This window comes from Neorhizobium sp. LMR1-1-1.1, from assembly GCF_040675795.1.
Lineage (GTDB): Bacteria > Pseudomonadota > Alphaproteobacteria > Rhizobiales > Rhizobiaceae > Neorhizobium > Neorhizobium cellulosilyticum.
In genome coordinates this window covers 131,816-158,029 of record NZ_JBEGHE010000002.1, presented here as the reverse complement: position 1 = coordinate 158,029, position 26,214 = coordinate 131,816, and the positions used below count along the sequence as shown (strand labels likewise).

Genomic DNA, 26,214 nt, shown 5'->3' with positions numbered 1-26,214 from the left:
GCCGCAGCAGCTCAGAAGAGAGGAGAAAAGGCCAATCCCTTGACCAAAGCCTGATCAGAAAACCATACTCAGAGGTGGCTCACTTCTCGGTGGAAAAACCGGCTCAGTTCCGCGTGGAAACCAACACAGGTCGGTGTAATCCCAGATATTCTCGATCTTGAAGTTTGTACGGTTGACGAATTCCTGCTTTAGGCCCGTGTAGCTCTTCTGCTTCGTCCCAGCGACCATGATGATGATACGAGGGTACAGGCCGATCTGCTCATCTGTGAGCACCTCCAGCGTGTCGTTGATTTTTCCAGATCCGCCCTGAGATGTGACTTGGATCCCGATCCCGCGGACGTCATCAATGAGATCTAAGCCAGGCGCGTTGCTCCGCTCTTCGTTTGCATTCCTCAGGCTATAGTCGTGGATATCGTTGATGATTTCCCGATAGAAATTCTCCAGCAGCTTCGTGAGATCGGTCATGCCTACCTTATTTCGATTTGCGACCTGACCACCGATAGAAGCAAGATCGTCTAGAAGCTGCCCGATATAGTAGCCTGCAGTGATCATGGCTGGATCCCGTGTGCATCGAAACCGTACTGGAGGTAGTCATACATGCAGGCCAGCTTTCGGAAGTACGATCTATAAGACCCCTCCTTTAGCTTCTCTACATTATCTCTGAGGAATTGGCCGAGTACGACGAGGTCTGTCTCGGCCCGTGACTGAAATGGCAGAATAACAGATGCCTTTTCAGGCGTTGTTCGATCTATAATCTCTTGAGTACCCAGTCCGCGAAAATCCCGATCAAATTGACTACGATACGAATGCGTTATGAAACCCCGCTCGACCGTCCTGGCTGCAACTCGCTTCGCGTCGTCGTAAGAGCATTCCGCAAATGATTGCTTGTCCACAACCCCCACCTCTCGCAGATAGCGGAATGAGGGGATGTAGGCATTAGGCAATTTCTTGAAGAGCGGATAGGTCGAGTTCAGGATGTTTTCTGCATCATAGGAACTTTTCTCGAGGAGGATGTCACTGAACACATCATCGACGCTTATGCCCGTGTAACCTCTGGCCGTCAAAACCTCCTTTCGGCGCTCTACTACCTTTTCCTCTCGTTCCGTGAACTCCCTAGCGACACCAACCCCTACCACGAACTCAATATCATCGGTCTCGCCGATTTCATCCAAGTCACGAACAGCGAGCTTCACCTCGGGATTTGTCGATTTGACGAGCTCGTACATCTGCTCTTTGCAGTAGCGTAGGACGCGGGCGGGGATCTTGCGTTTGGTCGCTTCCACAGCACTGTAGATTTTCGTAAAGTCATTCGTACGTACCAGAGTGACACGAACCTTGCTTGCGCCAATCGTGATCGTTGCACCCTCGAACGCATCGTCTTGGCCTTCATCTGGCCGCTCCACGAAAATCAGGTTCTCCTCGAACTGCTTAAGCTTGTCGCCGCCTACGCATTCAGCGATCGACCCTATGATAGCTTGGATATGGGGATCATTAATTGAGTATCCGAGGAAGATCACGGGATGCTCTACGAAGATCGTTATCAGCTTGGCGGCTAGATATGGGTTCTTTTTTTGAAAATCTTGATAGTCCTCTTCGGTGAGGACCAAAGATGAAGGACGCGACGAGCAGCCATGGATTTTGTAGACTTCCGCGATCGACTGCGGATTGGAGAAGATCAGCTCTTCCTGCCCAATGAAAACCTTGTAGTCGGGGAAGAGATCCTCGAGCAAAAGATCCCAGTTTGTGGTGATGATACCGTCTACGTTCATCTGGGAGAGCGCCTTAATCTCGTCGGCGAAACCTGATTCCTTATACTCAAGCGAAAGGCCTCGGAGGTACCCCGCTATCTCGAACTTCAGTGAGGCTGCCTGATCAGTGACATCTTTCCCGTGCTCTTGTTTACTGGCTTCAAAGTCGGGATGGTTCCACCACATCTGATTGAAGTCTTTGGCTATCAAAGATGCGGTTCTCGGCAAATCGCCATTAGCGTTCGATAGGTACAACCCGTAGTCGCTTATGTTCGTGCAAAACCTGGCTAACAGATCGGACCAAGTCTCCAGACCTATATATCTCCTTGAAAACCCCGAACCGACAAAAAGGAAAGGTGCGGATCCACAGCTATGAAGAGCTTTAGTAAGGCTTTCGGTAATGTCGACCACGTCTACAACTCGCGCAAGAAATTGACGCCTCATCAAACACCACAAAAGACTGATTCGCCTATAGAAACTTGCAGTCCCTACCGTTCTCATGGTCTCAATATCCGTATTTCCGAGACCATTTTCTATGACGGCAGATTTCCCCTCAAAAGAGCTTTTACAAGTCATCAGATCGATGGCTCGAATGAAAGAAAAGCTCGACAACTTCATGAAGTCCCAGAGCGCTCTCAGCAAAGACGTCGCAGATCTTCAAGATGATGTCGCCGACCTAAAGTCCGCTTTGAAATCTCAACGTGCTTGGATCGCCGGCGCGTCGGCGGTTATCTCGGCCATAATGGTCTTCGGGACGCCGCTCATCAAAAAATAATTGGCCTCTGAACGCCTGAGATTTCCTGACCGCGTCAACAGATTTGGAATCAAAGTCTAAAAAGTTGTGTGTAAGGCGTTGTTTCCTTTGAGCTTTGCCGCCAGCATTCACTTATGGAATGCTAAAAAAAGAAATGAGCACCATACAAGTAGTTTGTCTGAAAGCCCTATCTAGCAGGGATTTCAGCAGTTCTATCGGCGGATTTGGTTTCCGCCGGTGACTTTTCGGACATCTGAATGTCGTCTAGAAAGTCAGTATGAGCGACGTCGAGCCCCTTCATCCGACATTGAATGATCTCAAATTCGAGATCGGTCAGGTGCTCGTGTGTTGGTCTTTCTTAGAAAACACGATGAGACGGCACCTAGCCGCGGCAGGGCTTCAGGAAAAGATCTTGAAGGGTCCTATTATTGTGCACTGGCGCACACATATAAAGGCGACATATCCCGAGCGGGCCGAGGAGCTGCTCGAACATATTGAAGCGGTAGCTCGCGTTAGAAATCTTCTCGCTCACAGCATCTATTCGCTGTCCGCCGACCCGTGGACAGCAGGCAGCGCCGTCATCGTATGCGGTGACCCCGACGGCACAAAACACTCATTCAGTATCGATGATCTTCGCGCTGCATGCACTGAGCTGAGTAAGTTGATGGTCGCGCCGATCCGGCTCTTTGTCACTTGCTGACGCCGACGGCAGTCTCCTCCATATATATAGAGGAGACCCACCCGATGAAATTCAAAGACATCCCAGCTGTCATCGAGAAAGCCGCTCTAGCGCTGCTGACAGCTATCGCAAAGCTGATCGACGCCATCATTGCCGCCATCTTTGGCAGCGACTCGAACCTGGCGGCCAAGGTGCCGCGGTTGGCGACGAAAGCAGAAGACGTCCTGCAAGCACTGGCGCGGGAACCAACTTACACAAAACCTGAAATCGAATACATGGTCGCTCATACACCTCGGTCTGTGCTTCATGAATACGCGAGTGCGAAGGATCTGGTCTCGCGGGCTGCCGTTGATATCCGTGCTCTGACGCCTGAGCAGACCGACTGGCTTTTTGGGCTATCTGATGAAGATCTCGACAAGCTTGCAAAGGCTGGCCCAGACGCGTGTGAGAAAGCTTTGGTAGGTAAGAAGTGCGGGATCGTTGGTTTGGAGCTGCCACATAAGCCGAAGGGCGTCTCTACATATAATGAGCCGCCATACAGTGATGTTGTTCTGGAAACCGAGCTGGCCAAGCGCGTTAGGGATTTTAAGACGGATGAATTCTCGCCATTCCAGATAGCCACTTGAAGTGATCTTAGGCTAACAATGCCTAGCGATAAGTAGAGGGCGCGATGTCAGACGACTTAGAAAAAGACGAGATTGCTCTCGTCATTCCTACAGAGCCAGAAGACCATGTCTTCGTTCCCTATGAGGCTCTACAATACCTACCGGACGAGTGGCAGCAGCATTTCGACAGGATGAGGGAGGAGGGGGTAGCGCTCCTCTCTGTAGTGGACGACGATCTGAGGAATCTGAATCGTCTAATTCAGGCATTTCCGTCGATGGCCAGTCTTCGCTACATCCAGAAACGGTTGGCTTCGACGGAGTTCGAGGCGACCGCAGAATGGGCCATGGAAAACGACATGCTTACGCTTGCGTTCGTCACGACTTATTTCCGTCTTATCGACGGCGGCATGGGAAGCGGAGTGTCTAGAAAGTCGCTACCTTCAAAATTACGGAAGGTGCACGATCAGATCATTGTGCTCAGGCATAAGCGGTACGCCCATAATGCGGGCCATGATTCTCTCAAATCTGGGATGGTTATCGGATTTACTGAAGACCAATTCAGTGTTTCGATGAACTACAAAATGGGATTTCATGTCGGCGGTGCACTTGAGTGGGATCCGCTTGTTGCCTTTTTAGACAACCTTATGGTCGAGCGATTGCAAAAATTGCTCGATCGGTTGTCGGAAAAGACGGGCAGAAAATGGGGATTTTCAACCGGACCAGCGCCGCATTGGGTCTTTGATGACCCCGCTAATCCCCAATGAAACCGTAGTCACCATAAATCTCGACGCCTTTGCATTTCTGGAGCGTCGTCAGTGAGATATCGCCGCCACCATTGATGACTAGCCACACAGTGTCGTCGGGAAATCTGCCCATGAGGCCATCGTCATAATGATGGCTCTTCGTAAATTCGAGCGGTCCACGCTCCATATCGGCCGACACCTCGCATCGCACTTTTCGGGCATCCCGACCGTCGGCGACGACGAAACGAAGACCGTAAGCCGTCTTGGACTTCTGCTCGATCTCAATCCTGCACTGGATGCCTTTACCGCATCCTGTAGACGTCCAAGCGCCAGTATATGGATTTTCCTCCGCGGACACGGGTCCGCAAGCAGCTAACAGAGCCGCGGCTACCAAAAATTTCTTCATTTTAATTCCTTCAATTAATGAGTACGCATGCGCTCGATGTAAGCTTGACGCTGTGCCAAAGCCGCAGTCAGACTAGCATTCTGAGCACGCAGGGCTTTGATCTCTCCGACGAGCTGGAGTGCAATGTCGCCGAGAGACTGAGCTTCATCCGTTACCGTAGCCAGCGCTTGAAGCTGAGCCGTCTGCTCAGCGCGTTCCTGACGGCGTTCGCGAGCTTCGACGTGGGCTTTCCGCAATGCGTTGCCGATGACCAGTCCCGTTACCGCGACAGCGGCGCTCATGTTCATTCCGTGTACAGTTGCTGGGTTGCTCATGTTGATGTCTCCTTGGATCCGTAGCTAGCACACTACAGAATCGCCGTGAGCCCCAAGGTTTCGCACTTAAGGAAGAAAATCGTCTGCTTGTCATAGAATGTGTGCGGATGGCTGCGTAATGTGCAGCGCGAATGATGAAATTGATTGTAATTTAGTGCTTGTAAGGTTTTCCGCAGACGGCAATCATTTCTTTATGAGTACAATCAAGGAAATGGAAATTTTTGGAAAATTATAGGGCGAGGATTTGTGTTAGACGCGAAGAGTATTTCGAGCACGGGCGGATGAACTCGGTCGGCCATTGCAAGCTTCAGGTGCCTGCGGCTGCTATGACGGCTATCGGGGCAGGGGTAGGCGACCAGTATCGCGTTACCCGTGATGGCGATCAGGTCGTCTTCAAGAAAGCGAAGACCAGGAACTGGTGCGACAAATATGAATTGCGGGAGCCTGAGGCAGTTCGGTTCGAGCCGATGCACATTCTCTATATCGACTCACGTCGCGTTGGTTTGCCGTCGGTCGACTACCCGCTGACTGATATCGATCTGATCCTGGAAGACGACAGCCTTCGGTTCACTGTGCCATCTGATGTGCCCAAGCTGCGCGTCATAACGCCTAAGCCAGACAAAGTGGCTCATGAAGACCGCATGGATTTCTCAGAGATCAGGCAGTCATATCGGGGAGCTGCATATGCGGTAGCTTTGGATGCCAAGCGGCTAGGTTTAAAGCAGCATGCTCTCGAACAGGATCAGCTGGTTTCCATGTTGAGAAATGCTGGGCATCAGCTCGCACGGATATCGCCGAGGCTATGGAAGATGGATGATCAAACGGTCACGCTATCCGACATGCTCGAGCGAGCACGCAAGATAGATGAAGAGATGATTCTGGTAGCCGAGGCGGCCTAACCTTTAGATGCCCATTTTGGCGGCTCGATTTGCCGCCATGTCTTATAAGTGCCTGGTACAGGGATCTTGGCACCTTTTTCCTTTGGTACGCCGCCGAGCGAATAGATGTTGGCAAAGACCTTGGGATTGCCGAAGTACGGAGCAGGGCCGACCAAAGGCCCGATCGAGGTCACCTGCGCGACGGTGTCGCCCCAAGTCGTGCGACGGATCCAGAAGCCAGTACGATTCCTATTTGCGACATACATCTGAAAAATGTTGGGCTGATCGCTCATAGATGTCCTCCCCAAAAAACTTCAGAGAGAGAAAATCAGAAAACGAAGAGGAAATCAGCCGTCGGCGCTTAAGACGCCCGCGAATATCAAGAGGACGAAAGTGTGGCGGTTTTTGTGGTGGTGAAATCCAGCTATAGAGCTAGGCGCCTGTAAGTCATTGATTTTATTAGGGGAAATGGTGGGCGATGAGAGACTCGAACTCCCGACATCCTCGGTGTAAACGAGGCGCTCTACCAACTGAGCTAATCGCCCTTCGCGAGACCGGATCGTGTCCGCCGCGTCGGTGGCCGTGATCTATGCGGATCGGAAAAAAACCGCAAGAGCCTTCGTGATGTTTTTTTGAATTTTTCGTCGGATATGCGCAAAAAAGAGCGGCTGTGGATAAAACATTGAAGGCGTCATCCTTTTGTCTTGAAACCTGCTTGACACCCGATCCCGAACCTCTTAGACAGCCGCCAACCGAGCGATTGAGGTCGCCCGGCCAAGAGGTTTCCCTTCCAGGAGGTGGATTTCTTGAAGAAAGTGCGGGTGTAGCTCAGTCGGTTAGAGTGCCGGCCTGTCACGCCGGAGGTCGCGGGTTCGAGCCCCGTCACTCGCGCCATTCTTCTCTCATTGATTAATCGGTTGACCCCGGTTGATCCGCCGTAAAAGGCAAATGCGCGGGTGTAGCTCAGTCGGTTAGAGTGCCGGCCTGTCACGCCGGAGGTCGCGGGTTCGAGCCCCGTCACTCGCGCCATTCTCTCTATCCTCCATATTTCTATTCACCTATGCGGTTTCAAACACCGCATGACGGTCGCTTTTAGACTTACGTCGCCCTGTTCCTTCCATCCTGCATTTCGCGGCCCTGCTGATCGCTCGGCTGCTGTTTCCTCTCTTTATCTTCGGGGGAGGGTGGTTGCCCGTTCGCAATTGCGTGATCGACCTTTTTCGTGTGGGCAGTTTTGTGTCGGTTTCGGTTATGCTGTCCGGGGTGGCGCGGATTTCCCGTAATGCGCGAGATGGCTTTCCGGTGCGGAGGGTTTTGCCTGTGTTTTCGGAGTTGCCTGCAACCGCTGCGACTGTTTTTGTGGGGCTCGTGCCGTGCGGACAATTGTCGCAGGGGTGATTTTTCGTGCGTAGACTTGGCAAAACGCAAGTTCACTGCAAACGTTGATATTTTTGCTCCTGTTAATAACTTTTTGCGATGCTCCCGGCTCTATGGCTTTGTCGTTTTTCAATCGTTTCAGGCTTTCCGTCACCCTCCGCGACATTTTGTCGTCTTTCGCACCTCTATGCGTGTGGGGTGGCTTGTTAAAGCACTTGCGTGGGAAACGCGGCTGCGATAGTCACGGCTTGTTGCAATGCACGTTCGCTTGCCCGCGCATTGCCTAAAAATGCGTCGTTCGGCGCTTCTTGCAGGCAGGGGTTGGATATCATGAGTGAACTTCTCGCTTCTTACATCCCGATCGCGATCTTTATCGGAATCTCCATGGTTATCGGCCTGGCGCTTTTGATCGCGCCGTTTGCCGTCGCCTATAAGGCTCCCGATTCCGAGAAGCTGTCGGCATATGAATGCGGCTTCAACGCATTCGATGACGCGCGCATGAAGTTCGATATTCGATTCTATCTCGTGTCGATTCTCTTCATCATCTTCGACCTTGAAGTGGCGTTCCTCTTCCCCTGGGCTGTGTCCTTCGGGGAAATTGGCTGGTTCGGCTTCTGGTCGATGATGGTCTTCCTTGCTGTTTTGACAGTCGGCTTTATCTACGAATGGAAAAAAGGAGCTCTGGAATGGGAGTAGTCGATAGCGGCAGCACCCTCGTTGCACCTCAGCCGAAAGGCATCATTGATCCCAATACCGGTAAGCCGATCGGCAGCGATGACGCATTTTTCGGCGAGATCAACAATGAGCTCGCCGACAAGGGGTTTCTCGTCACGTCGACGGACGAGCTGATCAATTGGGCCCGTACCGGTTCGCTGATGTGGATGACCTTCGGTCTTGCCTGTTGCGCCGTCGAGATGATGCAGCTTTCCATGCCGCGTTATGACGTAGAGCGCTTCGGTTTTGCACCGCGCGCCTCTCCGCGCCAGTCCGATGTGATGATCGTCGCCGGCACGCTGACCAACAAGATGGCGCCGGCGCTCCGCAAGGTCTATGATCAGATGCCGGAACCGCGTTACGTCATCTCGATGGGCTCCTGCGCCAATGGCGGCGGTTATTATCACTATTCCTATTCGGTGGTGCGCGGATGTGACCGCGTTGTGCCGGTCGACATCTATGTGCCAGGCTGTCCCCCCACGGCAGAGGCGCTGCTTTACGGCGTGCTTTTGCTGCAGAAAAAGATCCGCCGCACCGGCACGATCGAACGCTGAGGCTTCAAGGAGGATATCATGACTGAAGCCTTGAGCGAACTTTCCAACTATATCCGCGAAGCGCGCCCCACGCTGGTCGAGGACGCATTGATTGCCTATGGCGAACTGACGCTCCTCACAACCGGTGCAAATGTCGTCGATCTTCTGACTTTCCTGCGCGACGATCCCCGCTGTGCCTTCGTCAATTTCATCGATGCCTGTGGTGTAGACTATCCGGCGCGCGTCAAGCGCTTCGATGTCGTCTATCACTTGATGTCGCCGAAGCAGAACCAGCGCATCCGCGTGAAGCTTGCAACGGCTGAGGAAGAGCCCGTTCCGTCTGTCACTTCCGTTTATCCGGGTGCCGACTGGGCCGAGCGCGAAGCCTGGGACATGTACGGTATCCTGTTTACAGGCCATCCGGATCTTCGCCGCATCCTCACCGATTACGGCTTTGAAGGTCATCCGCTGCGCAAGGATTTCCCGACCACAGGTTTCGTCGAGGTTCGCTATGACGACAGCCTCAAGCGCGTCGTCTACGAACCGGTTGAACTCCGCCAGGAGTTTCGCAGCTTCGACTTCCTGAGTCCGTGGGAGGGACCGGAATACGTCCTTCCCGGGGACGAGAAGGCTAATACCTGACGCCGAAATCTGAAACTGGCGCATAAGCGCCGGTTTGACGCCAAGTTTTTCCCGCCCGGTACGCTTGAGTACTGGCATGGAGCCGCAGATGACCGAGCACAACGTTCGTAACTTCAACATCAATTTCGGGCCGCAGCATCCTGCCGCGCACGGCGTTCTGCGTCTTGTGCTGGAACTCGACGGCGAAATTGTGGAGCGCGTGGACCCGCATATCGGTCTTCTGCACCGCGGCACCGAAAAGCTCATCGAGACGAAGACTTATCTCCAGGCCGTTCCCTATTTCGACCGCCTCGATTACGTCGCGCCGATGAATCAGGAGCATGCCTTTGCTCTGGCCGTCGAAAAGATGCTCGGTCTGGAAATTCCGATCCGCGGCCAGCTCATCCGCGTCCTTTATTCCGAGATCGGCCGTATCCTGTCGCATCTCTTGAACGTCACCACCCAGGCCATGGACGTCGGCGCGCTCACCCCGCCGCTCTGGGGTTTCGAAGAGCGCGAAAAGCTGATGGTGTTTTACGAGCGTGCCTGTGGCGCGCGCATGCACGCAGCCTATTTCCGTCCCGGCGGCGTCCATCAGGATCTGCCGCATGAGCTGGTCGAGGATATCGGCGCGTGGTGCGACCAGTTCCCGTCCAAGCTGGACGATATCGACGACCTTCTGACCGGCAACCGCATCTTCAAGCAGCGTAACGTCGATATCGGCGTCATCGATATCAACGACGCTTGGGCGCGTGGTTTCTCCGGCGTCATGGTCCGTGGCTCGGGCGCTGCCTGGGACCTGCGCCGTGCGCAGCCCTACGAATGTTATTCCGACCTCGAATTCGACATCCCGATCGGTAAGAACGGCGACTGTTACGATCGCTACCTCATCCGCATGATCGAGATGCGCGAGAGCTGCAAGATCATGAAGCAGTGCGTCAACCGCCTGCTCGGCGATGCCAAGACAGGCCCGTTCTCGGCCACCGATGGCAAAGTCGTTCCGCCCAAGCGCGGTGAGATGAAGCGCTCGATGGAAGCGCTCATCCACCATTTCAAGCTTTATACCGAAGGCTACCACGTGCCCGCCGGCGAAGTGTATGCCGCCGTCGAAGCGCCCAAGGGTGAATTCGGCGTGTTTCTCGTGGCCGATGGCACCAACAAGCCCTACCGCTGCAAGATCCGTGCCCCGGGTTATGCCCATCTGCAGGCGATGGATTTCGCCTGTCGCGGGCACCAGCTTGCGGACGTCTCGGCGGTGCTGGGCTCGTTCGATATCGTGTTCGGCGAGGTAGACCGCTGATGACTGACGTCGTTGCGATCATCCCTGCCAATGCCTGCGAAGCCGCTTTTGCGGTGGTCTCGCGGCGTGTGTCAATAAACTGATAAGGCGTGAGAAAGAATGTCCGTTCGTCGACTAGCCGAAGAACAGTTCCAGCCCGCTAACTTCGCCTTCAACGAAGAGAACGCGGCCTGGGCCGAGGCAACGATCAGGAAATACCCGGAAGGCCGGCAGCAGTCGGCCGTCATCCCGCTTCTGATGCGAGCGCAGGAGCAGGAAGGCTGGGTCACCCGCGCCACGATCGAGCATGTCGCGGCCCGTCTCGACATGCCCTATATCCGCGTCATGGAAGTGGCGACTTTCTACACCCAGTTCCAGCTGAAGCCGATCGGCACCCGCGCCCATATCCAGGTCTGCGGCACAACGCCCTGCATGCTGCGCGGCGCCGAAGAGCTGATCAAGGTCTGTCAGCACAAGATCCATCACGATCCGCTGCAGCCGAATGCCGACGGCACGCTGTCCTGGGAAGAAGTCGAGTGTCAGGGCGCCTGCGTCAACGCACCGATGGTCATCATCTTCAAGGATGCCTACGAAGACCTCACGCCCGCGCGTCTCGAAGAAATCATCGATGCGTTCGAAGCAGGCAAGGGTGACGAAATCAAGCCCGGCCCGCAGATCGACCGCCATCTCTCCGCGCCTGAAGGCGGGGCGGTCACGCTGAACGACGAGATCAAGCCGGTCCGCACCAATCTCGAGCCGCAGCCGGAGCCGGCTGTCGACGCAGCCCCGGTTCCTCCGGCAGAGGCTGCAAAGCCGAAGGATACGGCACCCGAAACTGATCCCAAGCTGAAAACGCCGGTCACGGCGCCGAAGGCCGCTGAAGCAAATGCCAAGGCAACGGTAGATAAGTCGGCTACAGAGGTCCCAAAGGCTGAAGCCGTTAAGGCTGCTCCCGGCGCAAAGTCCGAAAAGCCGTCGCTGGAAGACAAGAACCGCCCTAAGGGCATCGAAAAGCCGGCTGAGATTGATGACCTGAAGCTGATTTCCGGCGTCGGTCCGAAGATCGAAGCAACCCTTCACGAACTCGGCATATTCACCTTCGCGCAAGTCGCATCGTGGAAGAAGGCCGAGCGCGAATGGGTGGACGGCTACCTGAATTTCAAGGGCCGTATTGAACGTGACGACTGGCTCAACCAGGCCAAGGCGCTCGCCAAGGGTGGCGAAGCCGAATACATTAAAGTCTTCGGCAAGAAGCCACGGTAAGGGGTGAGATATGCTTAACGATCAGGATCGCATCTTCACCAATATCTACGGCCTCAAGGACAAGTCCTTGAAGGGCGCGATGAGCCGCGGCCACTGGGATGGCACCAAGATCATCATCGAAAAGGGCAGGGACTGGATCATCAATGAGATGAAGGCATCCGGCCTTCGTGGTCGTGGTGGTGCTGGCTTCCCGACCGGCCTCAAATGGTCCTTCATGCCGAAGGAATCTGACGGCCGTCCGCATTATCTTGTCGTCAACGCCGACGAATCTGAGCCCGGCACGTGCAAGGACCGCGAAATTCTCCGCAACGATCCGCACACCCTGATCGAAGGCTGCGTGATTGCCGGTTTCGCCATGGGCGCCCATACGGCCTTCATCTATGTTCGCGGCGAATACATGCGCGAGCGTGAAGCCCTGCAGGCAGCGATCGACGAATGTTACGAGGCAGGCCTGCTCGGCAAGAACACGGTCCATGGCTGGGATTACGACATCGTCGTCCATCACGGCGCCGGTGCCTATATCTGCGGCGAAGAAACGGCATTGCTCGAAAGCCTCGAAGGCAAGAAGGGCCAGCCGCGCATGAAGCCGCCATTCCCGGCGAACATGGGTCTCTATGGCTGCCCGACCACGGTTAACAATGTCGAATCGATCTCGGTCGCCCCGACCATCCTGCGTCGCGGCGCATCCTGGTTCTCCTCGATCGGCCGTGCCAACAATGTCGGCACCAAGCTGTTCATGGTTTCGGGCCACGTCAACAAGCCCTGCACCTTCGAAGAGGCAATGGGGCTCTCCTTCCGCGAGATCATCGAACATCACTGCGGCGGCATCCGCGGCGGCTGGGACAATCTGCTGGCTGTCATTCCTGGCGGCGCATCCTGCCCGATCGTGCGTGGCGAAGACATGGCCGACGCGATCATGGACTTTGACGGCATGCGCGAGGTCAAGTCTTCCTTCGGCACCGGCGGCATGATCGTCATGGACAAGTCGACGGATGTCATCAAGGCGATCTGGCGCATCGCGGCCTTCTTCAAGCATGAAAGCTGCGGCCAGTGCACGCCGTGCCGCGAAGGCACCGGCTGGATGATGCGCCTGATGGAACGCATGGTGCGCGGCAACGCCCAGAAGCGCGAAATCGACATGCTGTTCCAGGTTTCCAAACAGGTCGAAGGACACACGATCTGCGCGCTCGGTGACGCGGCCGCATGGCCGATCCAGGGCCTGATCCGCAATTTCCGCGCCGAGATCGAAGCTCGGATCGATCAGTATACATACAATGCGACGTCTGAAGGCGCCGTCATGGAGGCGGCCGAATAAGCCCGCGAGAGGCGGAATTTCGGTTGTTGAAATGAACTATTTCCGGGTTCTGAACGGCTCGGGTTGAACACAGGACGTAAGTGATACGATGGCAAAGCTGAAGGTTGACGGCAACGAAATCGAAGTTCCTGACCATTTCACGCTGCTTCAGGCATGCGAGGAAGCGGGAGCCGAGATTCCGCGTTTTTGTTTCCATGAGCGTCTGTCGGTGGCGGGCAACTGCCGCATGTGTCTGATCGAGGTGAAGGGTGGTCCGCCAAAGCCGACGGCCTCCTGCGCCATGGGTGTGCGCGATATCCGCGGCGGCCCGAACGGCGAACTGCCGGAAATCTTCACCAATACGCCGATGGTCAAGAAGGCCCGCGAAGGCGTGATGGAATTCCTGCTGATCAACCATCCGCTGGATTGCCCGATCTGCGACCAGGGCGGCGAATGCGACCTGCAGGACCAGGCGATGGCCTTCGGCATCGACTCGTCTCGTTATGGTGAAAACAAGCGCGCTGTCGAAGACAAGTATATCGGCCCGCTGGTCAAGACCGTAATGAACCGCTGCATCCACTGCACGCGCTGCGTCCGCTTCACCACTGAAGTCGGTGGCATTTCCGAACTCGGCCTGATCGGCCGCGGCGAAGATGCCGAAATCACCACCTATCTCGAACAGGCCATGACCTCCGAGCTTCAGGGCAACGTCGTTGACCTTTGCCCGGTCGGCGCGCTGACCTCCAAGCCTTTCGCCTTCACCGCCCGTCCGTGGGAACTCGGCAAGACCGAATCGATCGATGTCATGGATGCCGTCGGCTCAGCCATTCGCGTCGATACCCGCGGCCGCGAAGTCATGCGCATCATGCCGCGCGTCAACGAGCAGGTGAACGAGGAGTGGATCTCCGACAAGACACGCTTCATCTGGGATGGTCTGAAGACCCAGCGTCTCGACCGACCTTACGTCCGCAAGGATGGCCGTCTGCAGCCCGCAAGCTGGGGTGAAGCCTTCGCGGCCGTCCAGGCTGCCGTTTCCGCAACCTCGGGCGACAAGATCGGTGCGATTGCCGGTGACCTCGCTTCCGTCGAGGAAATGTATGCTTTGAAGCAGATTCTGTCTTCGCTCGGATCGGAAAACCTCGACTGTCGCCAGGACGGGACGGCGCTCGATCCGTCGCTTGGCCGCGCAAGCTACCTCTTCAACCCGACGATCGAAGGCATCGAACAGGCCGGCGCTCTGCTCATCATCGGCGCCAACCCGCGTCTCGAAGCTGCCGTCTTGAACGCTCGCATCCGCAAGCGCTTCCGCCGCGGCAACTTCCCGATCGGCGTGATCGGCGAAGTCAATGAACTGCGTTATCCTTACGATTATCTCGGCGCTGGCCCGGAAACGCTTTCCGATCTGGCCTCGGGTGTAAACAGCTTTGCCGAAAAGCTGCGTGGCGCAAAGAACCCGATGATTATCGTAGGGCAGGGGGCTCTCACCCGTCCGGATGGTCTGGCTGTTCTTCAGGCTGCAGCGCAGCTCGCAGGCTCGGTCGGTGCCCTGACGGAAGAGTGGAACGGTTTCGCCGTCCTCCACACCGCAGCCTCCCGCGTCGGCGGTCTCGACCTCGGTTTCGTTCCGGGTGCGAAGGGCGCCGATGCTGCAACCATGCTGCGCTCGATGGACGTTCTCTTCCTACTCGGCGCCGACGAGATGAACTTCTCGGCCAAATACGCCAAGACGACGATCTATATCGGCAGCCACGGCGATAACGGCGCGATGAATGCGGATATCATCCTGCCGGGTGCGGCCTATACCGAAAAGTCCGGTACCTGGGTCAACACCGAAGGCCGCGTCCAGATCGGCAACCGCGCCGGCTTCGCGCCGGGCGAAGCCCGCGAGGAATGGGCGATCCTGCGTGCGCTCTCCGATGTGCTCGGCAAGAAACTGCCCTTCGACAGTCTCCAGGCTCTACGCGCCAAGCTTTATCAGGACCACCCGCATTTTGCGCAGATCGATGAGATCGCTGCAGGCTCGGTCAACGATGTGGCAGCGCTCGGCCAAAAGGCCGGCGAAATGACCAAGGGCGGCTTCTCTTCGCCGATCAAGGATTTTTACCTGACCAACCCGATTGCCCGTTCCTCTGCCGTCATGGCTGAGTGCTCGGCATTGGCCCGCAACAACTTCCAGGCTGCGGCGGAGTGATATGAATATGGATTCGTTCTTCTGGACCTACGTTTGGCCGGCGCTCATCATGCTGGGGCAGTCGCTTCTGCTGCTGGTCTGCCTTCTGGTCTTCATTGCCTATATCCTTCTGGCCGACCGCAAGATCTGGGCCGCCGTACAGCTGCGCCGCGGCCCCAACATCGTTGGTCCGTTCGGCCTGTTCCAGTCCTTCGCCGACCTTTTGAAGTTCGTCTTCAAGGAGCCGATCATTCCGGCTGGTGCCAACAAGGCAGTCTTCCTTCTGGCGCCGCTCGTTTCCGTGACGCTGGCGCTCGCCACTTGGGCAGTGATTCCGCTGAATGAAGGCTGGGCTATCGCCGATATCAATGTCGGCATTCTCTACATCTTCGCGATCTCCTCGCTGGAGGTCTACGGGATCATCATGGCGGGTTGGGCATCCAACTCCAAATACCCGTTCCTCGGTGCGCTCCGTTCCGCGGCCCAGATGGTGTCCTACGAAGTCTCGATCGGTTTCGTCATCGTTGCCGTCCTTCTCTGCGTCGGCTCGCTGAACCTGACGGATATCGTCATGTCGCAGCAGGACGGCCTCGGCACCAAGCTCGGTCTGCCGAACTCCTTCCTCGACTGGCACTGGCTGTCGCTCTTCCCGATGTTCGTGATCTTCTTCATCTCGGGTCTTGCCGAAACCAACCGTCCGCCCTTCGATCTTCCGGAAGCGGAATCCGAACTGGTCGCCGGCTACATGGTCGAATACGGCTCGGCTCCGTACATGATGCTGATGCTGTCGGAATATGCCGCCATCCTGATGGTCTGCTCGCTGACGACCATTCTCTTCCTTGGCGGCTGGCTGCCTCCGGTCGATATCGCCATCCTCAACTGGGTACCGGGTGTCATCTGGTTCGTGCTCAAGGGCACAATGGTCTTCTTCATGATCGCCATGGTGAAGGCATTCGTACCGCGCTACCGCTATGACCAGCTCATGCGCCTCGGCTGGAAAGTCTTCCTTCCGCTGTCGCTCATCATGTTGATCATCGTTGCATTCGTGCTGAAACTGACGGGATGGGCTTGATTATGACCGGTCCGTTCCTCGGCATCATTGGAGAATAAGATGGCTATTGCACAGGCTATCAACTCACTGTTCCTGAAGGAGTTCGTCGGCGCCTTCTTCCTGTCGATGAAGTATTTCTTCAAGCAGAAGGCCACGATTAACTACCCGTTCGAAAAGGGGCCGGTTTCACCGCGCTTCCGTGGCGAGCATGCGCTGCGCCGTTATCCGAACGGGGAGGAGCGCTGCATCGCCTGCAAGCTGTGCGAGGCGATCTGTCCCGCTCAGGCGATCACCATCGAAGCCGGTCCGCGCCGCAATGACGGCACCCGCCGCACGGTGCGTTACGATATCGACATGGTGAAGTGCATCTATTGCGGCTTCTGCCAGGAAGCATGCCCGGTCGACGCGATCGTCGAAGGCCCGAATTTCGAGTTCTCGACGGAAACCCGCGAAGAGCTTTATTTCGATAAGACACGGCTTCTGGAAAATGGCGATCGCTGGGAACGGGAGATCGCCCGCAATATCGCAATGGATGCGCCTTACCGGTAAGGCGCATTCGCCGGATGGCTTGATGCTTCCGGCTCATTCAAATTCATACCGGCGCTTAAACGGCACCGGTCGGGCGGGTAGGGCGGAAAGCCCGATCTCGACGAGGGACGAGAAGGCACCACGATGGGTCTGCAGGCACTATTCTTCTATCTGTTCGCGTTCATCGCCGTCGCGTCGGCGTTCATGGTCATTTCGTCCAGGAACCCGGTCCACTCGGTTCTCTTTCTCATCGTGGTCTTCTTCAATGCGGCCGGTCTCTTCCTTTTGACCGGCGCTGAATTCCTCGCGATGATCCTGCTGGTTGTCTATATCGGCGCGGTGGCGGTTCTCTTCCTCTTCGTCGTGATGATGCTCGACATCGATTTCGCCGAGCTGAAATCCGGCGTCCTGCAATATGCCCCGATCGGCATGCTGGTCGGTCTGGTGGTCGCGGCCGAGCTGATCCTCGTTATCGGCTCGAGCGTGCTGTCGCCGGAAGCCGCGCAGTCGATCACAATGCCTATCCCGAACCCGGCAGAGCGCACGAATACTGCCGCTCTCGGGGACGTGCTCTACACCCACTATGTCTATTTCTTCCAGATTGCCGGCATGGTTCTGCTGGTGGCGATGATCGGCGCGATCGTGCTGACCCTGCGCCACCGCCAGAACATCAAGCGTCAGGATGTTTCGCGCCAGGTCGCCCGCACGCCGGAGACCGCCGTCGAGGTGGTCAAGGTCAAGCCGGGCCAAGGGCTCTGAGGAAGCGGGAAAAAGGAACAGTAAAATGGAAATCGGTCTTTCCCACTATCTCACGGTCAGCGCCATCCTCTTCACGCTTGGCGTTTTCGGCATCTTCCTGAACCGCAAGAACGTCATCATCATCTTGATGTCGATCGAGCTCATCCTGCTCGCGGTCAATCTCAATATGGTCGCCTTCTCGTCGTTCCTGAACGACATCGTCGGCCAGGTCTTTGCTTTGTTCATTCTGACTGTTGCGGCTGCGGAGGCCGCCATCGGTCTTGCAATTCTTGTCGTCTTCTACCGCAACCGCGGCTCGATCGCCGTCGACGACGTCAATGTGATGAAGGGCTGATCGGGTCATGATCTACAAGCTTATCGTCTTCCTTCCTCTGGTCGGCTTCCTGATCGCGGGCCTGTTCGGTCGCCAGATCGGCGCCAAGGCCTCGGAATTCGTCACCTGCGGCCTGATGGCCGTGGTTGTGGTTCTCTCCTGGATCGTCTTCTTCCAGGTGGCGCTCGGTTCCCAGGAAACCATGAGCGTCGAGGTGCTGCGCTGGATCCAGTCCGGCAATATCGACGTCTTCTGGGCGCTTCGCATTGACACGCTGACTTCGGTCATGTTCGTCGTCGTCAACACGGTGTCCTTCCTCGTGCATGTCTATTCCGTCGGTTACATGCACACCGATCCGCATCGTCCGCGCTTCTTCGCCTATCTGTCGCTCTTCACCTTCACGATGCTGATGCTCATCACGTCGGATAACCTGCTGCAGATGTTCTTCGGCTGGGAAGGCGTCGGTCTCGCATCCTATCTCCTGATCGGCTTCTGGTACGATCGCCCGTCGGCCAATGCGGCTGCCATGAAGGCCTTCATCGTCAACCGCGTCGGTGACTTCGGCTTCATGCTGGGCATTGCCGCCGTCTTTGTCATGTTCGGCTCGATCAACTTCGAGACCATCTTCGCCAATGCCGGCACCTATCTGCCGGCCGAAGGGTCTCCGGAAGCAGCTCGCGTCATCTTCGACGTCTTCGGCCTGACGCTGACCCGCGAAGGCGCGCTGACTGCCGCCTGCCTGCTGCTCTTCATGGGCGCGATGGGCAAGTCGGCGCAGTTCCTGCTGCACACCTGGCTGCCGGACGCGATGGAAGGCCCGACCCCGGTTTCGGCCCTCATCCATGCCGCAACCATGGTCACCGCCGGCGTCTTCCTCGTTGCCCGCATGTCGCCTTTGTTCGAACAGTCGCCGGATGCACTGACCGTTGTCACGATCATCGGCGCGATCACGGCTTTCTTCGCAGCGACCGTCGGTCTCGTGCAGAACGATATCAAGCGCGTCATAGCCTATTCGACCTGCTCGCAGCTCGGCTATATGTTCGTCGCACTCGGCATCGGCGCTTATGGCGCAGCGATCTTCCACCTCTTCACCCACGCCTTCTTCAAGGCTCTGTTGTTCCTTTGTGCCGGCTCGGTCATCCATGCCGTCGATGGCGAGCAGGACATGCGCAAGATGGGTGGCCTGAGAAAGCACATCCCGGTCACCTTCTGGATGATGACGATCGGCACCCTGGCGCTGACCGGCGTCGGTATCCCCTTCACGCCGATCGGTTTTGCCGGCTTCTTCTCCAAGGACGTCATCATCGAGGCATCCTATGCCTCGCATTCGGCGGTCTCGGGCTTTGCCTTCACGTTGCTCGTCATCGCAGCGCTGTTCACCAGCTTCTACTCTTGGCGTCTGGCGTTCCTCACCTTCTTCGGCAAGGAGCGCGCCAGCCACGAGGTCATGCATCACGTGCATGAAAGCCCTAACGTCATGCTGATCCCGCTCTATGTACTGGCCATTGGCGCGGTGCTCGCCGGCGTGATCTTCCAGGGAATGTTCTACGGTGAGGCCTACGAGGGCTTCTGGAAGGGCGCGCTCTTCACCTCCGAACACAACGAACTGCTGCACGAATTCCATCACGTGCCGTTCCTCGTCGTCCTGTCGCCCTTCATCGCCATGCTGATCGGCTTCGTCACCGCCTGGTATTTTTACATCAAGTCGCCGGAAACGCCGAAGAGGCTCGCGGCCGCACAGCCGGGCCTTTACCAGTTCCTGCTCAACAAGTGGTATTTCGACGAACTCTACGACTTCCTGTTCGTCCGTTCCGCCAAGGCTCTCGGCCGCTTCTTCTGGCAGAAGGTCGATGTCGGTACGATCGACCACTTCGGACCCAACGGCGTTGCTGCTCGGGTGGTTGACACCGCCAACCGCGTCGTGCGCCTGCAGACCGGTTACCTCTATCACTATGCCTTCACGATGCTGCTTGGCGTCGCTGCCCTGATTACCTGGATGATGCTCGGGAGTTCTGTCTGATGACCGATTGGCCTATTCTTTCCACGGTCACCTTCCTCCCGATGGTGGGCGTGCTGTTGCTGGTGTTCACCCGCGACGACACCGACGACGGTCGCCAGAACGTCATGATCATCTCGTTGATCACGACGATCATCACATTCCTCCTGTCGCTGGTCGTCTGGTACGGCTTTGACGGCTCTAGCGCCGATTACCAGATGGTCGAGCAGTATTACTGGCTCGGCAAGGGCATCAGTTACCATATCGGCGTCGATGGCTTGTCCGTCATGTTCGTCGTGCTGGCGACCTTCCTCATGCCGTTCGGCGTGTTGACCAGCTGGAAGGCGATCACGCTGCATGCGCGTGAATACATGATCGCCTTCCTGGTTCTGGAAGTGCTGATCGTCGGCGTCTTCGTGTCGATGGACCTCGTGCTCTTCTACGTCTTCTTCGAAGCGAGCTTGATTCCGATGTTCCTGATCATCGGCGTCTGGGGCGGACCGCGTCGCATCTACGCGTCGATGAAGTTCTTCCTTTATACGCTGGCTGGCTCGGTCTTCATGCTGGTCGGCATCCTTGTCATGTATGCGGAAGTCGGCACCACCTCCATTCCGGTCCTGCTTGCCTACAAGTTCTCGCCGGAAATGCAGTTCTGGCTGTTCCTCGCCTTTTTCCTGTCGTTCGCCGTCAAGGTGCCGATGTGGCCGTTCCACACCTGGTTGCCGGATGCGCACGTAGAAGCCCCGACGGCCGGCTCGGTCGACCTTGCGGCTCTGCTCCTGAAGTTCGGTGGCTACGGCTTCCTGCGCTTCTCGCTGCCGATGTTCCCCTTGGCGTCCGACTATTTCACGCCGATGATCCTCACCCTGTCGGTCATCGCCATCATCTACGCCTCGCTCGTGGCTCTGATGCAGTCCGACATCAAGAAGATGATCGCCTATTCCTCCGTCGCCCACATGGGTTACGTGACGATGGCCATCTTCGCGGTCAACCAGCAGGGTCTCCACGGCGCGATCTTCCAGATGCTGTCGCACGGCGTCATCTCCGGCGCGCTCTTCCTCTGCGTCGGTATCGTCTACGAGCGCACCCATACGCGTAACATCGGCGATTACGGCGGCCTCGTGCATCGCATGCCGAAATACGCGCTGGCCTTCCTGATCTTCACCATGGCCAATGTCGGCCTGCCGGGCACTTCCGCCTTCGTCGGCGAATTCCTGGCGACGGTCGGTGTCTTCCGTGTCAGTGTCTGGACGGCCTTCTTCGCCACCACCGGCGTCGTTCTTTCCGCCGCCTACATGCTGTGGCTCTACCGCCGCATGATCTTCGGTCAGGCAAAATCGCCGCTGATGCAGGGCCTTGTGGACATTTCTTTCCGCGAGCACTGCATCGTCTGGCCGCTGATCGTTGTGACCATCTTCTTCGGCATCTATCCTGCGCCGGTCTTCGATGCCTCCGCAGCGACAGTCGACAGAATCGTAACCAATTACCATGCGGCCATCCAGGCCGTGGCGACCGCCGCTCAGGCTGCGAATTGATGACGGGACAGATAAGACTATGACTCCTGAACTCTTCTCTCAAAGTCTGCAGTTTGCTCTGCCCGAAATCATTCTGGCGGTCGGCGCGCTCGTGCTGCTCATGATGGGTGTTTTCATCGGCGAAAAGGCGAACCAGCTGATTTCCGGGCTGGCAATCGCGCTTCTCGCCGTCGTCGGACTGCTGATCACGGTGTCTTCCGGCAATGGCGAAGCCTTCGGCGGTGCCTTCATCGTCGATCCGTTCGCCCGCTTCATGAAGGTCGCGGCAATCGCCGGCTCGATTTTCGCGCTCGCCATGTCAGCCGTTCAGGGCAAGGCCATGCAGCTCGACAAGATCGAATATCCGGTCCTGCTGGTTCTCTCGACGCTCGGCATGCTGCTCTTGATCTCGGCCAATGACCTGATCGCCTTCTATCTCGGCCTCGAGCTGATGTCGCTGGCGCTTTATGTCGTTGCCGCCTTCAACCGCGACAGCCTGCGCTCGACCGAAGCTGGCCTGAAATATTTCGTCCTCGGTGCGCTGTCTTCCGGGATGCTGCTCTACGGCATGTCGCTGGTCTACGGCTTCACCGGCAACACCGGATTCCAGGAAATCGCGTCCGTCCTTTCTTCGGAAACCCGTGGCCTCGGCCTGATTTTCGGCATGGTCTTCATCCTCGCCGGCGCCTGCTTCAAGATTTCCGCGGTTCCTTTCCACATGTGGACGCCGGACGTTTATGAAGGTGCACCGACCCCGGTTACCGCCTTCTTCGCAGCCGGCCCGAAGATCGCTGCCATGGCGATCCTCATCCGTCTGACCTCGGAGACCTTCCTGCCGCTCATCGGCGACTGGCGCCAGATCATCGTCTTCGTGGCGATTGCCTCCATGGCGCTCGGCTCCTTTGCCGCCGTCGGCCAGAAGAACATCAAGCGCCTGATGGCCTATTCCTCCATTGGCCACATGGGCTTCGCGCTTGTCGGCCTGTCGGCAGGCAGCGAAAGCGGCGTTTCCGGTGTCGCCCTCTACATGCTCATCTACATGATGATGTCCTTCGGCACCTTTGCCTGCATCATGTCGATGCGCCGCCCGGATGGCACCTATGTCGAGGAGATCGACGAGCTTGCTGGCCTCTTTGCCAGAAAGCCGTTCATGGCGGTGGTACTGACCGCGCAGATGTTCTCCATGGCAGGCATTCCGCCGCTCGCAGGCTTCTTCGCCAAATATTACGTATTCCTGGCGGCCGTCGAAGCAGGTCTCTTCACGCTTGCCGTCATCGGCTTCCTGATGTCTGTCGTCGCAGCCTACTACTACCTGCGCATCGTCAAGCTGATGTGGTTCGATGATCCGAAGGGCGAATTCGAGCGCACACCCGGAGAACTACGCTTCATCTTCGGCATTTCCGGCCTGCTGATCACCACCTACATCCTCTATGGCGGCCCGATCGGCTCCGCGGCGGATGCGGCTGCACGGTCGTTCTTCTGAGAATGGCGGGAGAGAAGAGCCGCTTCTCGCTCGAAGCTTTCCGTCATGTCGCCTTCGACGACATAGGATCCACCAATAGCGAATGTCTCGCCCGCGCTCGCGCGGGCGATCCCGGTTTGTTGTGGGTGACGTCTGCCCGTCAGATCGAAGGGCGTGGCCGACGCGGCCGCGCCTGGACCTCCGAGCCGGGCAATCTCTACGCCTCGCTGCTGCTGATCGATCCTGCCCCCATGGAGCGCGTGGCCTCGTTGCCGCTTGCGGTGGCGGTCGCCGTCCATGACGCGGTCAAGGCGATCCTACCGCCCGGCGACGCCGCCCTGCAGGTCAAATGGCCGAATGACATCCTGATCAATCGCAAAAAGACCTGCGGTATCCTGCTTGAGGGCGAGCCGCTTGCCGGCGGAAAGCGGGCTCTGGTCATTGGCATTGGTATCAATATCCGCCATATGCCTGACAGCGCGCCTTATGGCGTCACCCGTCTTTCCGATCACGGTGCGGCGATTTCGCCGGATGAACTTTTCGCCCATCTTTATCAGTCCATGGCTTTGGCGCTCGATTTGTGGGATGAGGGAAGGGGCACCGCCGAAATCGTGCGCCGCTGGCGGGAGGTCGCCTGCGGCGTCGGCGAGCGTATTACCGTCAATCTTCCCGACAGGTCGCTGGAGGGCAGATTTGCCGGAATCGACGACGGCGGCCTGCTGTTACTCGACATGGGGGGTGGACAAGACCTGCCGATCGCGGCAGGTGATGTATTCTTTATGAAAACGGAATAAGAAGAAGAATGGCTAATCAAGACGAACTGGTGTTTCTGCCGCTGGGCGGCGTGGGCGAGATCGGCATGAACCTCGCTCTCTATGGCTATGGACCGCCTCAGAAGCGTCAGTGGATCATGGTCGATGCGGGCGTGACCTTCCCGGGTCCCGATCTTCCGGGCGTCGATCTCGTTCTTCCCGACATCCGTTTCCTTGCCTCGCAGCGCAACAATCTCAAGGGCATGATCATCACCCATGCGCATGAGGACCATTACGGCGCGCTGAACGATCTGTGGCCGGGCCTCAACGTACCGGTCTATGCCTCGCCCTTTACCGCCGGCATGCTGGAAGCCAAGCGCAAGTATGAAGGCGACCGTGCCGAGATCCCGATCACCATCTTCAAGGCCGGCGACCGTATCAATGTCGGACCATTCGAGATCGAGGCCGTCGGCGTCAACCACTCCATCCCCGAGCCGATGTCGCTGGTCATCCGCACTCCGCTCGGCAATGTCGTCCACACCGGCGACTGGAAGATCGATGCCAAGCCGACACTCGGTCCGCTCACAGACGAGGCGCGTTTCCGCGCCATCGGCGACGAGGGCGTGCTGGCGCTGATGTGCGACAGTACCAATGCCCTGCGCGAAGGCGTTTCGCCATCTGAAGAAGAAGTCTCTGCCGGCCTGCAGAAGGTCATCGAGGAAGCCGAGGGCAGGGTGGCCGTCACCACCTTCTCGTCTAATGTCGGCCGTATCCGCTCGATCGCCGAAGCCGCAAACGCAGCCGGCCGTGAAGTTCTGCTGCTCGGTTCGTCGCTGAAACGCGTCGTCAATGTTGCGCAGGACATCGGCATCATGGAAGGCCTTAAACCCTTCCTCGCCGAAGACGAATACGGCTACATCCCGCGCGACAAGGTCGTCGTCATCCTGACCGGCAGCCAGGGCGAGTCCCGCGCGGCGCTGGCGAAGATTTCCCGCGATGAGATGCGCCATGTGGCACTCACCAAGGGCGATACGGTCGTCTTCTCGTCTCGCACAATTCCGGGCAATGAAAAGCCGATCATCGAGATCAAGAACGCGCTGATCGAACAGGGCATCAAGATCGTCACCGATGCCGATGCGCTCGTGCACGTTTCCGGCCACCCGCGCCGCAACGAACTTCTGAAAATGTACGAGTGGACAAGGCCTCAGATCCTCGTTCCCGTTCACGGCGAGGCGGCCCACCTGACGGCACAGGCTGAACTTGGTGCATCCGCCGGCATTGGCGAGATCCCGCGCGTCCGTAACGGCAACATCCTGCGCCTTGCGCCCGGTCCGGCGGAAGTCATCGACGACGCTCCCTTCGGCCGCATCTACAAGGATGGCAAGCTGATCGGCGATCTGGACGAAATGGGCATCAGCGATCGTCGCAAGCTCTCCTTTGTCGGCCATGTCTCGGTCAATATCCTGCTCGACCAGCGCTATGAATTCCTCGCCGACCCCGATCTCGTCTCCTTCGGCCTGCCGGAATTCGACGACGAGGGCGAGGACATGGACGACGGTCTTTATGACGCCGTACTCGGCGCCGTTGAAAGCATCCCGCGCGCCCGCCGCAAGGATCTCGACACCGTACGCGAATCCGTTCGCCGCGCCGTCCGCTCGGCCGCCAATATCGCCTGGGGCAAGAAGCCTGTGGTCACGGTGTTCGTAACAAGGGTTCAGTAGGGGGGGTGCTTATGCGGAGTGTAGCGAGCTGCACTCCGCATCTCCCCCGGAGAGGTATGTCACGTCGCTAGCGATGGCACCTTCCTGGTGCGCTTAAATCGAGCCTGTTGCGCAAAAATGTGCAGCAGTTTTGCGCAACAGACATGCTATAAAACAAAGACCTAAAACTCCGCGAGCGGATCCGCAGGATCGCGATATGCTTTAGCGCTTCACTCGGTCATGGGCGTCAGTCATAGTGGAACTCGGCAGACGTTCTTTGCCCCGTCAGCCTCCAAGGAGGAGATGAGCACGATGAGAAAAACGTTAATTTCCTTGGCCGTTGCAACGCTGACCGCGTGCAGTGCTACTGCCGATCCCGAATTGGTCGCGCGCGACTACGGATCCGACATTGCGCCAATCTCGGGTAGCATCACATACGGCGGTCAACCTAGAAGCCGTCTCACCAAAGCGCCCGTCGGCAGCAGCTTCGATCATGAGTTTTACAATAGTTTCGGTAACCGCGTTGTTGAACGCTACCGGATACAGCCAGATCGAAGCCTGAAAATCGTCAGCCGTCAGATATTCAACCTGCCATCGGGCGATTGAGACGTTTGCGGGCATGACGGCCAGAGTGCAGGTCCCGCCACTCAGCCCCGCACCGCCCCGACGTCAAGCCGGGCGTCGTGCTCTAAATTGTCTAAGGGGAGAAGGTGCCGGCAGGCGAATGAGGAGCGGCTGCCTGCCGAAAGCAGGCGCCCGAA

At 57.3% G+C, this 26,214-nt stretch carries 27 protein-coding genes and 3 tRNA genes; 24 read left to right on the top strand and 6 right to left on the bottom strand.

Annotated features, from left to right (window positions below; genetic code table 11):
* Positions 1–54 precede the first annotated feature (54 nt).
* Positions 55–552, bottom strand: coding sequence for an SMEK domain-containing protein (locus tag MRBLMR1_RS08605; protein ID WP_500064104.1), 498 nt, complete (start codon positions 550–552; stop codon positions 55–57).
* Positions 549–2,159 (bottom strand): SIR2 family protein, encoded by a 1,611-nt coding sequence (locus tag MRBLMR1_RS08600; protein WP_500064103.1) that lies wholly within the window; start codon positions 2,157–2,159, stop codon positions 549–551. The genes MRBLMR1_RS08605 and MRBLMR1_RS08600 overlap by 4 nt, the downstream gene beginning before the upstream one ends.
* 124 nt (positions 2,160–2,283) lie before the next feature.
* Between MRBLMR1_RS08600 and MRBLMR1_RS08595 the strand changes: the two genes are divergently transcribed.
* The 4 genes from MRBLMR1_RS08595 to MRBLMR1_RS08580 all read left to right on the top strand — a co-directional run bounded on the left by MRBLMR1_RS08595 (position 2,284) and on the right by MRBLMR1_RS08580 (position 4,550).
* Complete coding sequence (locus tag MRBLMR1_RS08595) at positions 2,284–2,523, top strand: hypothetical protein (RefSeq protein WP_500064102.1); 240 nt, start codon at positions 2,284–2,286, stop codon at positions 2,521–2,523.
* Between the two features lie 256 nt (positions 2,524–2,779).
* A complete protein-coding gene (locus MRBLMR1_RS08590; RefSeq protein WP_500064101.1) occupies positions 2,780–3,202 on the top strand; it encodes a hypothetical protein in 423 nt (140 codons plus the stop codon).
* Positions 3,203–3,246: 44 nt separating this feature from the next.
* Entirely contained in the window at positions 3,247–3,807 is a 561-nt protein-coding gene (locus MRBLMR1_RS08585; RefSeq protein WP_500064100.1) for a hypothetical protein, read from the top strand.
* 44 nt (positions 3,808–3,851) lie between these two features.
* Complete coding sequence (locus MRBLMR1_RS08580; RefSeq protein ID WP_500064099.1) at positions 3,852–4,550, top strand: hypothetical protein; 699 nt, start codon at positions 3,852–3,854, stop codon at positions 4,548–4,550.
* Here the strand turns inward: MRBLMR1_RS08580 and MRBLMR1_RS08575 are convergent.
* Together MRBLMR1_RS08575 and MRBLMR1_RS08570 are read right to left on the bottom strand one after the other, a co-directional pair.
* Positions 4,537–4,935, bottom strand: coding sequence for a hypothetical protein (locus tag MRBLMR1_RS08575; RefSeq protein WP_500064098.1), 399 nt, complete (start codon positions 4,933–4,935; stop codon positions 4,537–4,539). The two genes, MRBLMR1_RS08580 and MRBLMR1_RS08575, sit on opposite strands and share 14 nt — an antisense overlap.
* Positions 4,936–4,949: 14 nt before the next feature.
* Positions 4,950–5,249, bottom strand: a complete 300-nt coding sequence (locus tag MRBLMR1_RS08570) for a hypothetical protein (RefSeq protein ID WP_500064097.1) — start codon at positions 5,247–5,249, stop codon at positions 4,950–4,952.
* Positions 5,250–5,530: 281 nt separating this feature from the next.
* Between MRBLMR1_RS08570 and MRBLMR1_RS08565 the strand changes: the two genes are divergently transcribed.
* Positions 5,531–6,148: a hypothetical protein gene (locus tag MRBLMR1_RS08565; RefSeq protein ID WP_500064096.1), complete on the top strand. Its 618-nt coding sequence runs from the start codon at positions 5,531–5,533 to the stop codon at positions 6,146–6,148.
* Here the strand turns inward: MRBLMR1_RS08565 and MRBLMR1_RS08560 are convergent.
* Complete coding sequence (locus MRBLMR1_RS08560; RefSeq protein WP_500064095.1) at positions 6,145–6,420, bottom strand: hypothetical protein; 276 nt, start codon at positions 6,418–6,420, stop codon at positions 6,145–6,147. The two genes, MRBLMR1_RS08565 and MRBLMR1_RS08560, sit on opposite strands and share 4 nt — an antisense overlap.
* Positions 6,421–6,596: 176 nt before the next feature.
* Positions 6,597–6,672: transfer RNA gene (locus MRBLMR1_RS08555), tRNA-Val, on the bottom strand.
* 272 nt (positions 6,673–6,944) lie between these two features.
* Between MRBLMR1_RS08555 and MRBLMR1_RS08550 the strand changes: the two genes are divergently transcribed.
* From MRBLMR1_RS08550 to MRBLMR1_RS08460, 19 genes are all read left to right on the top strand, one after another.
* A tRNA-Asp gene (locus MRBLMR1_RS08550) sits at positions 6,945–7,021 on the top strand.
* A 58-nt stretch (positions 7,022–7,079) separates the two neighbouring features.
* Positions 7,080–7,156, top strand: a tRNA-Asp gene (locus tag MRBLMR1_RS08545).
* 678 nt (positions 7,157–7,834) lie between these two features.
* Positions 7,835–8,200 carry an NADH-quinone oxidoreductase subunit A gene (locus MRBLMR1_RS08540; RefSeq protein WP_112457281.1) on the top strand — a complete coding sequence of 122 codons (366 nt, stop codon included), beginning with the start codon at positions 7,835–7,837 and terminating at the stop codon, positions 8,198–8,200.
* On the top strand, positions 8,191–8,772 hold the full coding sequence (locus MRBLMR1_RS08535) for a NuoB/complex I 20 kDa subunit family protein (RefSeq protein WP_148147961.1): 582 nt from the start codon (positions 8,191–8,193) through the stop codon (positions 8,770–8,772). The genes MRBLMR1_RS08540 and MRBLMR1_RS08535 overlap by 10 nt, the downstream gene beginning before the upstream one ends.
* Before the next feature lie 18 nt (positions 8,773–8,790).
* Complete coding sequence (locus MRBLMR1_RS08530) at positions 8,791–9,393, top strand: NADH-quinone oxidoreductase subunit C (protein WP_183826934.1); 603 nt, start codon at positions 8,791–8,793, stop codon at positions 9,391–9,393.
* Positions 9,394–9,481: 88 nt separating this feature from the next.
* A complete protein-coding gene (locus MRBLMR1_RS08525; protein WP_206825140.1) occupies positions 9,482–10,672 on the top strand; it encodes an NADH-quinone oxidoreductase subunit D in 1,191 nt (396 codons plus the stop codon).
* A gap of 99 nt (positions 10,673–10,771) precedes the next feature.
* Positions 10,772–11,914 (top strand): NADH-quinone oxidoreductase subunit E, encoded by a 1,143-nt coding sequence (locus tag MRBLMR1_RS08520; protein WP_500064094.1) that lies wholly within the window; start codon positions 10,772–10,774, stop codon positions 11,912–11,914.
* A gap of 10 nt (positions 11,915–11,924) precedes the next feature.
* Positions 11,925–13,229 carry an NADH-quinone oxidoreductase subunit NuoF gene (gene nuoF / locus MRBLMR1_RS08515; protein WP_148147965.1) on the top strand — a complete coding sequence of 435 codons (1,305 nt, stop codon included), beginning with the start codon at positions 11,925–11,927 and terminating at the stop codon, positions 13,227–13,229.
* An 88-nt stretch (positions 13,230–13,317) separates the two neighbouring features.
* Complete coding sequence (nuoG, locus tag MRBLMR1_RS08510; RefSeq protein WP_500064093.1) at positions 13,318–15,399, top strand: NADH-quinone oxidoreductase subunit NuoG; 2,082 nt, start codon at positions 13,318–13,320, stop codon at positions 15,397–15,399.
* Positions 15,400–15,406: 7 nt separating this feature from the next.
* Positions 15,407–16,450, top strand: a complete 1,044-nt coding sequence (gene nuoH / locus MRBLMR1_RS08505) for an NADH-quinone oxidoreductase subunit NuoH (RefSeq protein WP_148148033.1) — start codon at positions 15,407–15,409, stop codon at positions 16,448–16,450.
* Between the two features lie 39 nt (positions 16,451–16,489).
* Complete coding sequence (gene nuoI, locus MRBLMR1_RS08500) at positions 16,490–16,978, top strand: NADH-quinone oxidoreductase subunit NuoI (protein WP_500064092.1); 489 nt, start codon at positions 16,490–16,492, stop codon at positions 16,976–16,978.
* A gap of 123 nt (positions 16,979–17,101) precedes the next feature.
* Positions 17,102–17,716: an NADH-quinone oxidoreductase subunit J gene (locus MRBLMR1_RS08495; RefSeq protein WP_148147967.1), complete on the top strand. Its 615-nt coding sequence runs from the start codon at positions 17,102–17,104 to the stop codon at positions 17,714–17,716.
* 25 nt (positions 17,717–17,741) lie between these two features.
* The gene (gene nuoK / locus MRBLMR1_RS08490; RefSeq protein ID WP_112511603.1) at positions 17,742–18,050 is read left to right on the top strand and encodes an NADH-quinone oxidoreductase subunit NuoK; all 309 of its coding nucleotides are present in this window, start codon (positions 17,742–17,744) and stop codon (positions 18,048–18,050) included.
* Positions 18,051–18,057: 7 nt separating this feature from the next.
* Entirely contained in the window at positions 18,058–20,049 is a 1,992-nt protein-coding gene (gene nuoL, locus MRBLMR1_RS08485) for an NADH-quinone oxidoreductase subunit L (protein WP_500064091.1), read from the top strand.
* Positions 20,049–21,560 (top strand): NADH-quinone oxidoreductase subunit M, encoded by a 1,512-nt coding sequence (locus tag MRBLMR1_RS08480; RefSeq protein WP_206825143.1) that lies wholly within the window; start codon positions 20,049–20,051, stop codon positions 21,558–21,560. Before nuoL ends, MRBLMR1_RS08480 begins: the two co-directional genes overlap by 1 nt.
* A 19-nt stretch (positions 21,561–21,579) precedes the next feature.
* On the top strand, positions 21,580–23,022 hold the full coding sequence (gene nuoN, locus MRBLMR1_RS08475; RefSeq protein WP_148147970.1) for an NADH-quinone oxidoreductase subunit NuoN: 1,443 nt from the start codon (positions 21,580–21,582) through the stop codon (positions 23,020–23,022).
* A 2-nt stretch (positions 23,023–23,024) separates the two neighbouring features.
* Positions 23,025–23,795, top strand: coding sequence for a biotin--[acetyl-CoA-carboxylase] ligase (locus tag MRBLMR1_RS08470; protein ID WP_500064090.1), 771 nt, complete (start codon positions 23,025–23,027; stop codon positions 23,793–23,795).
* Positions 23,796–23,803: 8 nt separating this feature from the next.
* The gene (locus tag MRBLMR1_RS08465; RefSeq protein WP_148147972.1) at positions 23,804–25,474 is read left to right on the top strand and encodes a ribonuclease J; all 1,671 of its coding nucleotides are present in this window, start codon (positions 23,804–23,806) and stop codon (positions 25,472–25,474) included.
* A 291-nt stretch (positions 25,475–25,765) separates the two neighbouring features.
* Positions 25,766–26,059, top strand: coding sequence for a hypothetical protein (locus MRBLMR1_RS08460; RefSeq protein WP_148147973.1), 294 nt, complete (start codon positions 25,766–25,768; stop codon positions 26,057–26,059).
* The last annotated feature ends 155 nt before the right edge of the window (positions 26,060–26,214 follow it).

Coding starts and splice junctions, on each gene's coding strand:
- MRBLMR1_RS08595 (WP_500064102.1), top strand. CDS start 2,284: ATGACGGCAGATTTCCCCTCAAAAGAGCTTTTACAAGTCATCAGATCG.
- nuoH (WP_148148033.1), top strand. CDS start 15,407: ATGGATTCGTTCTTCTGGACCTACGTTTGGCCGGCGCTCATCATGCTG.
- MRBLMR1_RS08580 (WP_500064099.1), top strand. CDS start 3,852: ATGTCAGACGACTTAGAAAAAGACGAGATTGCTCTCGTCATTCCTACA.
- MRBLMR1_RS08460 (WP_148147973.1), top strand. CDS start 25,766: ATGAGAAAAACGTTAATTTCCTTGGCCGTTGCAACGCTGACCGCGTGC.
- nuoG (WP_500064093.1), top strand. CDS start 13,318: ATGGCAAAGCTGAAGGTTGACGGCAACGAAATCGAAGTTCCTGACCAT.
- MRBLMR1_RS08590 (WP_500064101.1), top strand. CDS start 2,780: ATGAGCGACGTCGAGCCCCTTCATCCGACATTGAATGATCTCAAATTC.
- MRBLMR1_RS08575 (WP_500064098.1), bottom strand. CDS start 4,935: ATGAAGAAATTTTTGGTAGCCGCGGCTCTGTTAGCTGCTTGCGGACCC.
- nuoF (WP_148147965.1), top strand. CDS start 11,925: ATGCTTAACGATCAGGATCGCATCTTCACCAATATCTACGGCCTCAAG.
- MRBLMR1_RS08495 (WP_148147967.1), top strand. CDS start 17,102: ATGGGTCTGCAGGCACTATTCTTCTATCTGTTCGCGTTCATCGCCGTC.
- nuoK (WP_112511603.1), top strand. CDS start 17,742: ATGGAAATCGGTCTTTCCCACTATCTCACGGTCAGCGCCATCCTCTTC.
- MRBLMR1_RS08565 (WP_500064096.1), top strand. CDS start 5,531: ATGAACTCGGTCGGCCATTGCAAGCTTCAGGTGCCTGCGGCTGCTATG.
- nuoN (WP_148147970.1), top strand. CDS start 21,580: ATGACTCCTGAACTCTTCTCTCAAAGTCTGCAGTTTGCTCTGCCCGAA.
- nuoI (WP_500064092.1), top strand. CDS start 16,490: ATGGCTATTGCACAGGCTATCAACTCACTGTTCCTGAAGGAGTTCGTC.
- MRBLMR1_RS08530 (WP_183826934.1), top strand. CDS start 8,791: ATGACTGAAGCCTTGAGCGAACTTTCCAACTATATCCGCGAAGCGCGC.
- MRBLMR1_RS08560 (WP_500064095.1), bottom strand. CDS start 6,420: ATGAGCGATCAGCCCAACATTTTTCAGATGTATGTCGCAAATAGGAAT.
- MRBLMR1_RS08470 (WP_500064090.1), top strand. CDS start 23,025: ATGGCGGGAGAGAAGAGCCGCTTCTCGCTCGAAGCTTTCCGTCATGTC.
- MRBLMR1_RS08535 (WP_148147961.1), top strand. CDS start 8,191: ATGGGAGTAGTCGATAGCGGCAGCACCCTCGTTGCACCTCAGCCGAAA.
- nuoL (WP_500064091.1), top strand. CDS start 18,058: ATGATCTACAAGCTTATCGTCTTCCTTCCTCTGGTCGGCTTCCTGATC.
- MRBLMR1_RS08525 (WP_206825140.1), top strand. CDS start 9,482: ATGACCGAGCACAACGTTCGTAACTTCAACATCAATTTCGGGCCGCAG.
- MRBLMR1_RS08585 (WP_500064100.1), top strand. CDS start 3,247: ATGAAATTCAAAGACATCCCAGCTGTCATCGAGAAAGCCGCTCTAGCG.
- MRBLMR1_RS08540 (WP_112457281.1), top strand. CDS start 7,835: ATGAGTGAACTTCTCGCTTCTTACATCCCGATCGCGATCTTTATCGGA.
- MRBLMR1_RS08605 (WP_500064104.1), bottom strand. CDS start 552: ATGATCACTGCAGGCTACTATATCGGGCAGCTTCTAGACGATCTTGCT.
- MRBLMR1_RS08520 (WP_500064094.1), top strand. CDS start 10,772: ATGTCCGTTCGTCGACTAGCCGAAGAACAGTTCCAGCCCGCTAACTTC.
- MRBLMR1_RS08465 (WP_148147972.1), top strand. CDS start 23,804: ATGGCTAATCAAGACGAACTGGTGTTTCTGCCGCTGGGCGGCGTGGGC.
- MRBLMR1_RS08570 (WP_500064097.1), bottom strand. CDS start 5,249: ATGAGCAACCCAGCAACTGTACACGGAATGAACATGAGCGCCGCTGTC.
- MRBLMR1_RS08480 (WP_206825143.1), top strand. CDS start 20,049: ATGACCGATTGGCCTATTCTTTCCACGGTCACCTTCCTCCCGATGGTG.